13 protein-coding genes, 3 tRNA genes and 1 pseudogene are annotated in these 13,300 nt (G+C 44.1%); 11 read left to right on the forward strand and 6 right to left on the reverse strand.

Annotated features, from left to right (window positions below; all coding sequences use genetic code 11):
• Positions 1-378: 378 nt before the first annotated feature.
• Genes AC0IYG_RS08630 through AC0IYG_RS08645 form a run of 4 tightly spaced genes read right to left on the reverse strand, consistent with a single transcriptional unit; the run spans position 379 to position 3,359 of the window.
• Positions 379-801, reverse strand: a complete 423-nt coding sequence (locus tag AC0IYG_RS08630) for an STAS domain-containing protein (RefSeq protein ID WP_471710693.1) — start codon at positions 799-801, stop codon at positions 379-381.
• Positions 802-857: 56 nt separating this feature from the next.
• Positions 858-1,790, reverse strand: coding sequence for a phosphoribosylaminoimidazolesuccinocarboxamide synthase (locus AC0IYG_RS08635; protein WP_471710885.1), 933 nt, complete (start codon positions 1,788-1,790; stop codon positions 858-860).
• Between the two features lie 16 nt (positions 1,791-1,806).
• The gene (locus AC0IYG_RS08640; RefSeq protein ID WP_471710694.1) at positions 1,807-2,526 is read right to left on the reverse strand and encodes a hypothetical protein; all 720 of its coding nucleotides are present in this window, start codon (positions 2,524-2,526) and stop codon (positions 1,807-1,809) included.
• Between the two features lie 38 nt (positions 2,527-2,564).
• Positions 2,565-3,359 (reverse strand): vWA domain-containing protein, encoded by a 795-nt coding sequence (locus AC0IYG_RS08645; RefSeq protein WP_471710695.1) that lies wholly within the window; start codon positions 3,357-3,359, stop codon positions 2,565-2,567.
• Between the two features lie 298 nt (positions 3,360-3,657).
• Here AC0IYG_RS08645 and AC0IYG_RS08650 point away from each other — a divergent pair.
• From AC0IYG_RS08650 to AC0IYG_RS08675, 6 genes are all read left to right on the forward strand, one after another.
• Positions 3,658-3,744, forward strand: a tRNA-Ser gene (locus tag AC0IYG_RS08650).
• Between the two features lie 77 nt (positions 3,745-3,821).
• Positions 3,822-3,895 (forward strand) — tRNA-Pro (locus AC0IYG_RS08655).
• Positions 3,896-3,971: 76 nt separating this feature from the next.
• A tRNA-Arg gene (locus tag AC0IYG_RS08660) sits at positions 3,972-4,045 on the forward strand.
• Between the two features lie 428 nt (positions 4,046-4,473).
• Positions 4,474-4,827 (forward strand): hypothetical protein, encoded by a 354-nt coding sequence (locus AC0IYG_RS08665; RefSeq protein WP_471710696.1) that lies wholly within the window; start codon positions 4,474-4,476, stop codon positions 4,825-4,827.
• 96 nt (positions 4,828-4,923) lie between these two features.
• Positions 4,924-5,328: a hypothetical protein gene (locus AC0IYG_RS08670; protein WP_471710698.1), complete on the forward strand. Its 405-nt coding sequence runs from the start codon at positions 4,924-4,926 to the stop codon at positions 5,326-5,328.
• Between the two features lie 43 nt (positions 5,329-5,371).
• A complete protein-coding gene (locus AC0IYG_RS08675) occupies positions 5,372-5,584 on the forward strand; it encodes a hypothetical protein (protein WP_471710699.1) in 213 nt (70 codons plus the stop codon).
• 447 nt (positions 5,585-6,031) lie between these two features.
• Here the strand turns inward: AC0IYG_RS08675 and AC0IYG_RS08680 are convergent, their stop codons facing one another.
• Both AC0IYG_RS08680 and AC0IYG_RS08685 read right to left on the reverse strand, forming a co-directional pair.
• A complete protein-coding gene (locus tag AC0IYG_RS08680) occupies positions 6,032-6,250 on the reverse strand; it encodes a hypothetical protein (RefSeq protein WP_471710700.1) in 219 nt (72 codons plus the stop codon).
• Between the two features lie 254 nt (positions 6,251-6,504).
• Positions 6,505-7,314 (reverse strand): hypothetical protein, encoded by an 810-nt coding sequence (locus AC0IYG_RS08685; RefSeq protein ID WP_471710701.1) that lies wholly within the window; start codon positions 7,312-7,314, stop codon positions 6,505-6,507.
• Positions 7,315-7,520: 206 nt separating this feature from the next.
• Here AC0IYG_RS08685 and AC0IYG_RS08690 point away from each other — a divergent pair, with 206 nt between their 5' ends.
• From AC0IYG_RS08690 to AC0IYG_RS08710, 5 genes and pseudogenes are all read left to right on the forward strand, one after another.
• Positions 7,521-7,889, forward strand: a complete 369-nt coding sequence (locus AC0IYG_RS08690; RefSeq protein WP_471710702.1) for a hypothetical protein — start codon at positions 7,521-7,523, stop codon at positions 7,887-7,889.
• 115 nt (positions 7,890-8,004) lie between these two features.
• Positions 8,005-8,358, forward strand: a complete 354-nt coding sequence (locus AC0IYG_RS08695) for a response regulator (RefSeq protein ID WP_471710703.1) — start codon at positions 8,005-8,007, stop codon at positions 8,356-8,358.
• 218 nt (positions 8,359-8,576) lie between these two features.
• Positions 8,577-10,220 (forward strand): TldD/PmbA family protein, encoded by a 1,644-nt coding sequence (locus AC0IYG_RS08700; RefSeq protein ID WP_471710704.1) that lies wholly within the window; start codon positions 8,577-8,579, stop codon positions 10,218-10,220.
• A 13-nt stretch (positions 10,221-10,233) separates the two neighbouring features.
• Positions 10,234-11,550 carry a TldD/PmbA family protein gene (locus AC0IYG_RS08705; protein WP_471710705.1) on the forward strand — a complete coding sequence of 439 codons (1,317 nt, stop codon included), beginning with the start codon at positions 10,234-10,236 and terminating at the stop codon, positions 11,548-11,550.
• Positions 11,551-11,586: 36 nt separating this feature from the next.
• Positions 11,587-13,225, forward strand: a pseudogene (locus AC0IYG_RS08710) (TldD/PmbA family protein).
• The last annotated feature ends 75 nt before the right edge of the window (positions 13,226-13,300 follow it).

Consider the following 13,300-nt stretch of genomic DNA (forward strand, 5'->3'; position numbering starts at 1 on the left):
GACAAATTCGTAAATAGAATTTGTTTAAATAAGCAATTAAAAATTTTTAAGAAACCGCCATCCCGTTATGAATTGGGTAAAGCCACGCAAGATAACCATAAAAGATATTTGGCCGAATACTCAAATGGCAAAATTTTCTATCTGTATTGCTTTTTGATTTTTTTGTCACAATTAATATAGAAATATTGATAATCCGATCAGTGCTTTCCCTGATTAGTTAACAAATTCATAATCAAAATGCCGTGTTTTACCATCTTAACGAAATACAAATAGCGTCTTGTTAAATTAATAAAAGTTACTTAAACGGCCAAAAAAAACGTCTGGCTTTATGAAGGCCAGACGTCATTATTAACAATATTTTATCTAGAAAACGTGCCGTTATGGCTCTTTCGACTCGGTTACATTGTCATAATCTTCATCATCATAACCATCATCGCCTGCGCCAAATTCATTCTCGAGACTATGCATAAAAACGGCGTCAATCGCTTCCTCTTTTGACGGCAAGACTTCCATGCCCGGGATTTTGAGATCTTCCAGCAAGTCCATAAAATCATCGTCACGCGTTACGATCACCAGCATGCCCAGATCATTAGAGCAAAGCCAGTTGATTTTCTTCAAAATCGCGACCCCAGGCGGATCCACCGACTTTACAGGCTGCATATTCACGATCAGATTGTGATAACCTTCGCGGAAAATTCCTTTTGCAGTTTCTTCGAATGCTGCCGGGACTTCACCCGCAAATGCTGGCTCTTCCAGCTCGATATATACAAATTGCTCTTTCTTTTCCAGTTTATAGTTCATTTCAATTTTTTGTTTTGTTCAAACAAGATTTTTAATAAAATATCAACAGAATGTGATTACAACGCTCTCAAAATGGCGTTTTCTATTCTTTTCAATGGATCGTCCAGATTGTTTTTCTGGAATTTATTGCCTGTTACTTTTTCAAATAACTCAATGTAACGGTCGGAAATCAGCTGAATGCGTTCATCGTCCATAACCGGCACAGTCTGGCCTTCTTTTCCCTGGAAACCATTCTGAATGAGCCATTCTCTTACAAATTCCTTGCTAAGCTGTTTTTGGGGAAGTCCGGCCCGCTGATTTTCCGCATATACGTCGGCGTAAAAATAGCGAAGAGAGTCCGGCGTGTGAATTTCATCTATCAGATAAATGACGCCATCCAATTGCCCGAATTCATATTTTGTATCAACTAATATAAGCCCTTGGTCAGCCGCCATCTCAGTTCCTTTGGCAAACAAAGCGAGCGTGTATTTTTCCAAATGCTCGTAGTCATCTTCGCTCACAAGCCCTTGCGCAAGGATTTCCTCACGGGAAATATCCTCATCGTGCCCTTCGTGCGCTTTTGTCGTAGGCGTTATGATCGGCTCGGGGAGTTTGTCATTTTCTTTCAAGCCATCCGGCAAAGAAACGCCGCATACCGAGCGCTTTCCAAGCGAATATTCCCGCCACGCATGTCCGGCCAAATATCCTCTTACCACCATTTCAACCGGATAGGCCTGGCATTTCAAGCCTATGCTCACATTCGGGTCCGGCACTTCTTCCAGCCAGTTGGGCACGATGCCGGCGGTTGCATTCAAAAAATGAGCAGCAATCTGATTCAAAACCTGGCCTTTGTAAGGAATCGCCCGCGGCAGAATGACATCGAAAGCGGAAATGCGGTCGCTGGCAACCATAACCAGCTTTTTCTCAAAGGAATACACGTCGCGTACTTTGCCTTTGTAAAACCCTGTCTGGCCAGGAAATTGAAAGTTAGTTTCTGAAATGCTGTTCATCATTTTATAGTAAAAATTACCACTCTATTTCGTCTTGTTTTGCTGTTTTTTGCTTGTATTGCTTCCTTCTGAGCTGGTAAATATATTGCGATTCGTTAGATTTCATGGCATCCAATATCGCCCGGGCCTGCTCTTCGGACATATTCATGGCCCGCAAACTCCTGAGTAATTCCTCTTTTTGCTCATCCTGGACAACTTCGCGGGTTTCCGGTTTGGGTTCCGGCGGCGCCTGCTGATTTTGCTGATCTGTGGTCTGCTGCTCCGACTTTTTCTTCTTTGTGCTCAGGTCAGAAGGCGTTTCTTCACCGGAAAAAGCCTTTTTCAAAATGATATAATTGCTTCGTGCGAGTGCATTTCCCGGTTCCAGTCTAAGTGCAGTTTTCAAATTTGCCAAAGCTTGTGCCGTGTCTTTCTGCGCGACTTTTATCAATGCGATCTGGCTGTTGGCAATGGATGCAATGGTTTGATTATCAACGCGGTTGAGTAATTCGTAATGTTTCAGGGCCAGCTTGTAATTGCGCAGCTGATAGTAAGAATGCGCCAGGTTAAGCCGGGCCGCGGGATCGGAAAACAGCGATCCGTAGGTGATCTGATAATAGAGATCGGCAGATTTCTTAAACTGTTTGTTGTTATATGCCTGTTCTGCTCCCAGTTTCCGCTCATTTGCTTTGGTTATGGAATCGAAAGTCCGGTTATCCCAAAGCCACAGCAAAACATATAGAACGATCGAGGTCATGTGCGGTCAAATTGAGACGCAAAAATAAGAATTGATCCTTACAGTCGGAAGGTTCCAATGGTAATTAAAACGTCCAGCAAGATTAAAATCAGCGCCGCGCCAAGAAAATAGTAGTATTTGTTACTGACAACGGTGATCGTGCGCGAGTCGACTAATGTGCCTTCGGCCTGGTTAACGTCGTTGATCAGTTGTGGAATATCGTTTTTTGTGTTGTTCAATTCGTAATAAAAGCCTCTGGCAGCCGCAGACATGCTTTTAAGGAAATTTTCATCCAGTTTACTGATCACCAGTTTGTCATTTTTATCCATTAGCGGCTTCCCATTATCCTGAATACTGATCCCGACTTTCGTCCCAACGCCCACCGTATAAACGCCGATTCCGAACCTGCGCAGGTTGTTGTAAAGCGCGCCGCTGCACGAAGTGTTATTTTCTCCGTCCGTGAAAAGGATCATCATTTTGGAGCGCCCTGCCGGGTCTGCGGCAGTCATTAATTTGCTGTAAGCCAGTTCCGCGGCGCTGCAGATGTCCGTTCCGCTTGTTCCCAAAAGGTCTGTTTGTAACGATTGAATAAAAAGCTCCAGCGCAGCGCCATCATAAGTAAGTGGCACGTGTATGAAGGCCTCGTTGGAAAAAATAATGATCCCGATCCGGTTAGCACGCTCATTCTGGACAAACCGGTTCATCTCAAATTTTACTTTTTCGAGCCGAGAAGGCGTCACATCCGCCGCGTCCATCGACTTGGAAAGATCGACGATCATAAAAATGTCTTTTCCCTTAGATTGTATCTGCCGGTCAGCCTCGCCGAACGACGGGCCGAGCAAACTAATGATCAAAAGCGAGAAGGAAATGGTGCGTAAAAAGAGTTTGAGGATAAGTGTTCTTGCGGTGGTTTGCAGCTGTCGGGCAATGCGAACTGTGCGGATTATGTAGGCTGTGTAGATTAAAATAAAAAAAAATATAAAAAAAAATTCAGTGGTCTCAAAGGGGTAATTCCAGTTCATAATGAACGCTTTGGGGTAATTTAAAATTTTTCAAAAATAGGCAATTGTGGCTTCTGATAAAGTTTTTTTAGGGAAATGTTTGTTTTTCTGAGAGGCAACCTTCTATATTTGCAACCCAGAACGGAAAGAAGGAGGGATGGGTGAGTGGCTGAAACCAGTAGTTTGCTAAACTGCCGTACTCGCAAGGGTACCGCGGGTTCGAATCCCGCTTCCTCTACACCGATCTAAAAAAGAGTAAAAAGAGAAGCTGACAATTAGACGAAATCGATCGTCAGCTTAGCAATGAAAATAACTCGGGGAGTGGCGCAGCCCGGTAGCGCATCTGGTTTGGGACCAGAGGGTCGCAGGTTCGAATCCTGTCTCCCCGACAAATATAAAAGGCAGTAAGCCGTATGCAGATACTGTTTACTGCCTTTTTCTTTGAAAAGTGAGTTTTAAGTTTTTGGTCCGGTAGCTCAGCTGGATAGAGCAACTGCCTTCTAAGCAGTAGGTCATGTGTTCGAATCACATCCGGATCACGTTAAGCACTTAACATTTAATTGTTAGGTGCTTTTTTTGTGGCTCAGCTGGATAGAGCAACTGCTCTCTAAGCAGTAGGTCATGTCCGGGTCGCCGGTGCGATTCGAATCACATCCGGATCACGTTAAGCACTTAACATTTATTTGTTAGGTGCTTTTTTTGTGCTCAGTTGGATGGAGCAACTGCCGGGGCTGCCTAAGCCGCGCGGCGTCCGCTTTTAAGCAGTGGGTCATGTCCGAGACGAGTAGTCCAGGTCGCCGGTGCGATTCGAATCACATCCGGATCACATTAAGCACTTAACATTTATTTGTTAAGTGCTTTTTTTTGTGGCTTTGTTCTGTGCTTGTCCTTTTTGACAATCTTGCTTATTATTGCACAAGGAAACCTTAGATTCCTTTGTAGCATACACATACTAACGCACTAACATATGACGCCATCACATTCAAGCTTTCATACGCTTAGCAGGAACATCCGGCCTTATTCCCATAAGGCAGATAAAAATTTTGCATCAACTCCTAAAAATGTGCGGAATGCAGAGCACTTGGCGTCGAAAGTAATGCAAGTTCAATTGCGGGAGAAGGTAAAGTCTATTGAACGACTGATTGGATTTCTAGAAGACATAACATGGCTCGATATTCCTGATGACCAAACTCGGAATTCGATTATGGAACTTATCCAAATCGCCAAGCTTTATTACAAAGAAGAGCAGGAATATGGCGCTTCGCTGCATGCAGATCAGACAACTGAAAGATCTCACACAATTCTTACTCGTCCTGGATGATCTCAAAGAAACCATTAGGATGTTGAATCCGCAATTATAACACTCCCCAAACTCGACGGCTACAATGAAATTTTTGACGAGCTGTCGAGATTGTAAATGAAAATCTTTTGTACCGAAAATTTTAAGAGCCAATTTGAAAGGCTCGTTAAGAATAGTTACTATAAAACGCTTTCACAGGATCTGATTGATTTCTTTTTTTGCGATAAACAGAATAAGCTAGGCGGCATAAGGCTAAACGGCCATGCGCAAGACCCGTTTTTGAAAAAGCGGCTTAACGGTTCCGGCGGGTTTCGGGCTTACTATTACATTGTTGTCAAGGACGATTGTCTATATCTAGCTTTCGTCCATCCAAAGATTGGAAAATATGGAATGGAAAACATTTCAGACGAATACAAACGTCAGTTGGCAAAGGAAGTGTTAGAGGTGATTAAAAGTGGGAATGTTTACTCAGTACAACGTGGCCAAGACAAATCTTCCATAATTTTTGCACGTAAAATTTGAAAAAAAATTGTCGGAATTTCCGACTTTTTAATTACATTTGAGCATGAAGAGATTCTCAACGATGAAAGATGCATTTGAATATTGGGCGAAAACTATTTATCCGACTCTGCCTCCCGATGTTAAAAAGGGAAGATATACGAGTGCCTGGAAAGATTATACTTATCAGCAAGGAATTTCAGAAAAACGAATGACTGAAATTCTGTCAGATTTTGGTAAAGTTGATGTAAAGGTTGAGATAACATTCACACCAAACTAAATTTTTTGCTCAAATTTTGTCGGAAAAATCGACTGATCATTGATAAAGAAAAACCCGGAGCTTCTAAGTTTCTGAGGCCGCGATGCTCCGGGGGATCAGTAATAATTAAACACTGTAAATGTATGACAACGGCGCAAGAATCAAAAACAAACATTGAATCGGCATTGACGAATCGGCCAATTAGTGTTTTACGGCATCAGATGCTCGAAACTCAAAAGGATGATTTAGTCGCCTGCATTCGGGAATTCTTCGATGAAGGTGATGCTTGTGGGCCGGTCTGCTTCCTGAATGACTTAATGCGAGATAGCGTATCCAACGCGGAAGGTTTGAGGATATCGAGCTTTTTAATGCGCCTTCAAAGGTTCGACAGATGCATTGCAGTGATACAAACTCCTTAAATAATTGAGCCAAAAATCGGGTAACGTGGATCCACTCGAATGAGAAAAATTAACGACAAGATTCATTCTGAGGTTGAGAATTCTGGGATTGATAGAACGACCAGACCTCAACAAATATCCCGAATGCTCCGCCAATCAACGCACCTGTTATATTAAATAAGCTTCCTCCTAAGAATGCTCCCCCGAAGGAGGTGGAGATGGCTGCTGACACAAGTGAATCCCAATCCTTTACATTGTTATGCCCTGACTTACTTTCTGAAATTTTCATGGTTAGCGTGTTAAATGACTTAAATTTGCGACAGGTAAATCTATGAAATTCCCTGCTGATTCTAATGAGTTTTTATGGTAAAAATTATGATTAACTGCCTCATAATGTGAATTATAAGCATTGCTTATAATTCACATCTGCACTTCTAATGGGCCAACTTATTGGAGCTTCGCCATTTAGATTCACTAAACGGTTCACCCCGGCTTTCGACGTAGCGCTGCCTGTATGTTTGCATCGTAGACCAATAACCAACCCTATTGCCAAACGCTCGTCCAGTTGTAAGGATATGGGCCTGTTACGTCTCCGCTGATTGGATAACCTTCGTTGTTCAACACATAATTGAAATGTGTAATAACCGGGTTGTTGCCGGCCTTCTTTAAGGTCTTGGTTTCAATCAGATTTGTTGAAAACACGGGAAAAAGCTTCGCATCCATCTTTAAATTAAACTGGCTCAGATGCTTCGATTTGTCTGTTAGTTTGAGATAATAAGCATAACTCACCTTATTCATCAGATTTCCGTTCGCGTCATATCGCTCCTGAAATGTGACATTCACGCCATCATTGTAATAGACCAGATAACCATCTGGCAGATTGTTTTCACGGTAAAATTCTTTAAACAATCTCCCGGATTTATAAGCATAATCAGTCACAATCTGATCGGTGACATTGCCTCCGCTGGTGAAAAATGACTCTGATTTTCGCACGGCTATGTTATTAACCATTTCATACACAATTTCTGAGCTCTTTTTTCCACCCAAAAATGTTGTATAAATGACCTTATTTGATCCGTAAGACAGATTTGTCGTGTAAACACCGTCCGTTTTGTAACTTTTGAGCGAATTATCAGCATTATATTGAATGTCTGTAATGGCATAGCCTGGCTGGGTGGTTTCACTCAGGAATTGCTCGGCAGCGGCGATTTTAGCATTTTCTTTGACCACTTCATTGGGATTGTTTTGCTGCGAAATGTCTTCCCTTTCACAGGAAATTAAGCTCAACGAAATTGAAAACATGAGCAGCAGAGAAGCGGCCGATAAGCGGTTTGTAAAAATTTGGTTTGTCATAAATGCTTTACTGGTTTTGTAAATGGATGCTGCAAATAGGCGAAACCAAATCCTTGAAAATAACGCAAAACGGCTAAACAGCCTGCCGATTACCAAACGGCCTTGGTTCAATTATTCTAAGGCGCACATAGCTTTTGCGGCGGGATTTAGCGTATATTACATGAGGGACAACCATTTGTCCAGTGCATGTTGATAAAGATCCAGCGATGAAACCGACTCCAGACCAATTACGGGACTTCTTCAAGTCCGATATTTTCCAAGCAAATCAATCGCTAGAATCGAATTACGACGAGGCCATTGCCGAATTTTACAGAAGATTTTATGATGCGCCAGCGGTTGCAGCGCCTTTGCCAAATCCGCGTAAATGGCAGACGACTTATGTGCGCAAATATGCTATTAAGGCATTTATGCGAACCAAAGACGGCAACATTCACCACGTGATTTTTAACCAGGAATTAGACAAAAGCCAGATCACAAACTTCGATGGCTCGGCTTGGGAAGGTGATCCGAATCTATTAGACGTGTGGCAGGAATACTACGAGTCTGACAACAATATGGTCGTTAGCAGCTGGTAAGTAACTCATTATTAAACTTATATAATAGGGCTTTGTAAAGTAATGCTTGTAAAACTATTTGTGATTAGTAAAATGTTGTAATTTTAGCCGCAACGTAACCCACTATCAGAATATTATGAGCATACTTTACATTGATCATGAGATCAATAATCTTAACTCGTTTAAAGCCTCCTTCCGGCGCGACGCGACCGTTTATGTCGCGGATTCTACGGATGCCGGTCTGAGAATTCTAAACGAAAAGCAGATTGATGTCATTTTCGCCGATCACCAGATGCCTGATATGACGGGTTTGGAATTTTTTAAAATGGTGTCCGGCCAGTTTCCGGAAAGCATTCGTGTCTTGATGACCGGACAAGCTTACAGCGCCGAATTTAAACACGCGGAAGTCAAGGGTTACTTTCACAGTTATGTGAGCAAACCCTGGGATGAACAGGATTTAAGACGCCTGATCATCACCCATTCGATCTGATAAAGCATTATTTGAACAGCAGCCTGCCCGTTATGGACAGGCTGCTTTTTGTTTTGACAAAATTTGGAAAAAAATTGCCACAGCAATATTTGTTGGAAATATTTTTTACATTGTGTTTTCAATTAGTAATCCGGACGAACTGCCGCCTGTATAATGTTCTGACTGCTCAGGTGGCATTTTTCATCCAAAAAAGTCTTCAATCTACATCCTGAATTTTAATGAAAAGAAGAGATTTTATGCAAATGGCCGGGCTGGGCACAGGAGCTTTGATGCTCGGCACAGTCCCTGTCGTTGGAAATCCTGTGAGCGCTGCGCACCTGCTCGAACCATGGATCGACGTGGCTGCCAAAAAGAAATTCGCTGAAATTGCGCTGAACGCAGCAAAGAGCAAAGGCGCAACTTACACCGACGTCAGGATCGGGCGCTATTTGCAGCAATATCTTTTCACGCGCGAAAAGCAGGTTCAGAACATTGTTAATGCTGAATCCTATGGTGTCGGAATCCGCGTAATAGCAAACGGAACCTGGGGCTTTTCAGCGACTAGCGATGTGACGGCCGAAGGCATTGCGAAATGTGCTGCAACGGCGGTCGAAATTGCAAAAGCCAATTCTAAATTCCAGAAAGAACCTGTGGTTCTGGCTGAGCAAAAAGGAGTTGGAGATAAAACCTGGAAAACGCCGATCAAGAAAAATGCATTCGAAATTCCCATTCAGGAGAAAATAGATCTATTAATGAATGTCAACGGCGAGGCGATGAAAAATGGCGCCGGCTTCGTGACTTCCAATTTGTTTTTTGTCAACGAACAAAAATATTTTGCCTCATCCGACGGCTCTTTTATTGATCAGGATGTGCATCGAATCTGGCCGACATTCACCGTAACCGTCACCGATAAAGCAGCCGGAAAATTTAAAACCCGCGACGCGATCAGCTCGCCAATGGGCATGGGCTACGAATATCTGGATGGCCTGGCTTCCGAAAAAATCGCTGGTCCCAACGGCCTTGTCGGTTACCGGAATTCCTATGACATGGTTGAAGACGCGATTACAGCAGCAAAGCAGGCAAAGGAAAAAATGTCTGCCAAATCGGTGCTCGCTGGCAAATATGACCTTGTTTTGGACCCTAATCACCTTGGATTGACCATTCACGAATCCGTGGGTCATCCGACCGAGCTGGACCGCGTGCTGGGTTATGAGGCCAATTATGCAGGAACCAGCTTTGCAACATTGGATAAATGGGAATCTAAAAACTTCCAATATGGAAGCAAGCTTGTAAACATTGTTGCCGATAAGACACAGGAAAACACGCTCGGTGCCGTCGGCTATGATGATGAAGGCGTTCCCTGCAAAGAGTGGGACATTATTAAGGATGGTGTTTTGGTCAATTACCAGGCAATTCGCGACCAGGTGAAAATTATAGGTGAAAAAGAGTCGCACGGCTGCTGCTATGCGGATAACTGGAATTCAGTACAGTTTCAGCGGATGCCGAATATTTCCTTGAAGCCCGGCACGGAAAAACGCAGTGTGATGGATATGATAAAAGGTGTCGATAAAGGCATTTACATTATCGGAAGAGGATCGTATTCCATTGATCAGCAGCGTTATAACTTCCAGTTTGGCGGTCAGGTTTTTTACGAGATTAAAAACGGAGAGATCACCGGCATGCTCGATGATGTTGCTTATCAATCCAACACCCAGGAATTCTGGAACTCATGCTCGCAGCTTTGTGACAAGGATGATTACCGCACATTCGGCTCGTTTTTCGATGGAAAAGGGCAGCCAGCGCAGGTTAGCGCAGTTTCTCACGGAAGCGCCACGTCCCGCTTTGACGGCGTGAATGTCATCAATACCGGACGCAAGATTTAAAATCAGAACCAACATGGCCATTTTATCTAAAGAAGAAGCTAAAAAAATAATTGATAAGGTCCTGGCATTTTCCAAAGCCGACGAAATCAGCGTCGGGTTAAGCGGTAACAGGACCGGAAATATTCGTTATGCCCGAAATTCAGTTTCTACAAGCGGCGAAACGACCGATTTGTCGCTTTCAGTAACCTCCGTTTTCGGTAAAAAATCAGGAACATCCACGATCAATGAATTTGACGACACGTCGCTGGAAAAAACAGTGCGAAGAGCAGAAGAAATCGCCAAACTTGCCCCTGATAACCCCGAATATGTGCCTATGCTCGGCGCACAGCAATATGTGGACACCAATTCATTTGCAGAAAGCACCGCAGCCATTAACCCCGATTACCGCGCCAAAGCAGCATTCGACAGCATTGATCCATGCGTTAAAAAAAACCTGACCGCCGCAGGTTATATGGAAGATTCCGCTGGTTTCTCAGCAATGGGAAACAATAAGGGACTTTTCGGATATAATAGGGCCACGTCTGTCGACTTCTCAATCACGGTTCGCACGGCGGACGGCAAAGGGTCGGGTTATGCAGCACGCGACTATAATGATTCTTCCAAATTGAGCACGGCGTCGGCGACGGAAATTGCCATGCAAAAAGCAATGGCTTCGTCGACGGCAAAGGCATTGGAGCCTGGGAAATATACGGTAATCCTTGAACCAACGGCTGGCGTGGACCTTTTGCAAAACATGATGCGCAGCATGGACGCGCGAAGTGCAGATGAAGGAAGAAGTTTTTTAGGTAAAAAAGGCGGCGGAACACGGCTTGGTGAAAAGCTTTTTGACGAGCGCGTGAACATTTATTCAGATCCCCAAAATCTGGAAATTCCGGGTTCTCCATTCAGCGCGGACGGAAGGCCGCAGGAAAAAGTGATGTGGGTTGAAAATGGCGTTGTTAAAAACATGTCTTACTCGCGATTTTGGGCTCAAAAACAAGGCGTTAAGGCCATCCCGCCACCGTCCGGATTCATATTTCAGGGTGGAAATGAGTCGCTTGCCGATCTGATCAAAGGAACAGAAAAGGGAATCCTGGTAACGCGGCTTTGGTACATTCGCGCCGTGGATCCGCAAACATTGCTTTATACGGGATTAACCCGCGACGGCACTTTTTACATTGAAAACGGTCAGATTAAATATCCGGTGAAAAATTTCCGCTTCAACGAAAGTCCGGTTATCATGCTCAATAATGTGGAAGCGATCGGTAAGCCGGTGCGTGCAGGAGGAAATCTGGTGCCGCCGTTAAAGATTCGCGACTTTACATTTACCAGCCTTTCGGACGCTGTATAATTTCCCAACTCGTCACTATTAGCAAACATATATACTTTGAAACGCAGAGACTTTATACAACTGGCTGGACTCGGAACCGGAGCGTTCATGTTGCCTGCCTTTGCAATGGGCCGGAATGTTTCCCCCGAGGCATTTCTTGAAAAAAGCGTCGATGTCGCAGTGAAAAAACGACTGGCTGATGCAGCATTGAATGCCGCAAAATCCAAAGGCGCTTCCTATGCCGACGTCCGGATCGGGCGTTATCTCAATCAATTCGTCGTAACGCGGGAAGATAAAGTGCAGAACATTGTCAACACGGAGTCATATGGTGTGGGCGTTCGGGTGATTGCAAATGGTTGCTGGGGATTTGCTGCGGTGGTGGATGTGAATAATGAGGCGCAAATGGCGAAAGCTGCAGAAGATTGCCGTTGCGATCGCCAAAGCCAATGCAAAATTGATGAAGGAACCTGTTCAACTGGCTCCGCAGAAGGGTTTTGGCGAAGTAAGCTGGAAGGCGCCGATCAAGAAAAATGCATTTGAAGTGCCCATTAAGGAAAAAGTGGATCTGCTGCTTTCGGTGAATGATGCAGCCATGAAAAACGGCGCTAACTATGTCAATTCAGTGCTTTTTTTGGTAAACGAACAAAAATATTTTGCGTCAACAGACGGTTCATACATTGATCAGGATGTGCACAGGATCTGGCCGATATTCAATGTAACAGCCATTGACCCGAAAAGCGGAAAATTTGAAACCCGGAATTCTTTAAGCGCGCCGATGGGAATGGGCTACGATTATCTGCAAGCCAATCCTTCCGACAAAATCACGGGCGTAACAACGCGCTATAACAAAGGTTACGACATGCTGGAAGACGCTACGGCCGCCGCCAAGCAAGCCAAGGAAAAGCTGACTGCAAAGTCTGTCGAAGCTGGAAAATATGACCTTATTCTGGATCCGTCACACCTTTGGCTGACCATTCACGAGTCGGTTGGGCACCCGCTGGAACTGGACCGTGTGCTGGGTTATGAGGCGAATTTTGCAGGAACTTCCTTTGCAACATTGGACAAATGGCAATCTAAAAATTTCCAATATGGCAGCAAGCAAGTCAACCTGATTGCGGACAAATTGCAGGAAGGCTCGCTGGGCGCGGTTGGCTGGGACGATGAAGGTGTTAATACCAAAAAATGGGATTTGGTGAAGGACGGCGTTTTGGTTAATTACCAGGCCATTCGCGATCAGGCACACATTATCGGTGAAAAAGAATCACACGGGTGCTGCTATGCCGACAGCTGGTCGTCTGTTCAGTTCCAGAGGATGCCGAATGTTTCGTTAGCAGCTGGCAAAACGCCATTGTCTGTTGACGACATGATCAAGGATGTCAAAAAAGGCATTTATATCATTGGTGACGGCTCATTCTCAATTGATCAGCAGCGTTATAACTTCCAGTTCGGCGGACAGTTATTTTATGAGATCAAAGATGGCAAGATCGCCGGAATGCTGAAAGACGTTGCTTATCAGTCCAATACGCAAGAGTTCTGGAATTCCTGCACGCAGGTTTGTGACGAAAAAGACTATCGCCTCGGCGGTTCGTTCTTCGACGGAAAAGGCCAGCCTTCACAATCCAGCGCCGTCTCTCACGGCAGCTCAACCACGCGTTTTAATGGAGTAAATGTGATTAATACAGCTCGTAAAATTTAATGATCGAATGACTGAATGATCGAATGATTGAATAGGCATTTTACATTCAATCGATTTAACATTCAGTCATTCAAT

This window comes from Dyadobacter sp. AC419 (genome assembly GCF_979253085.1).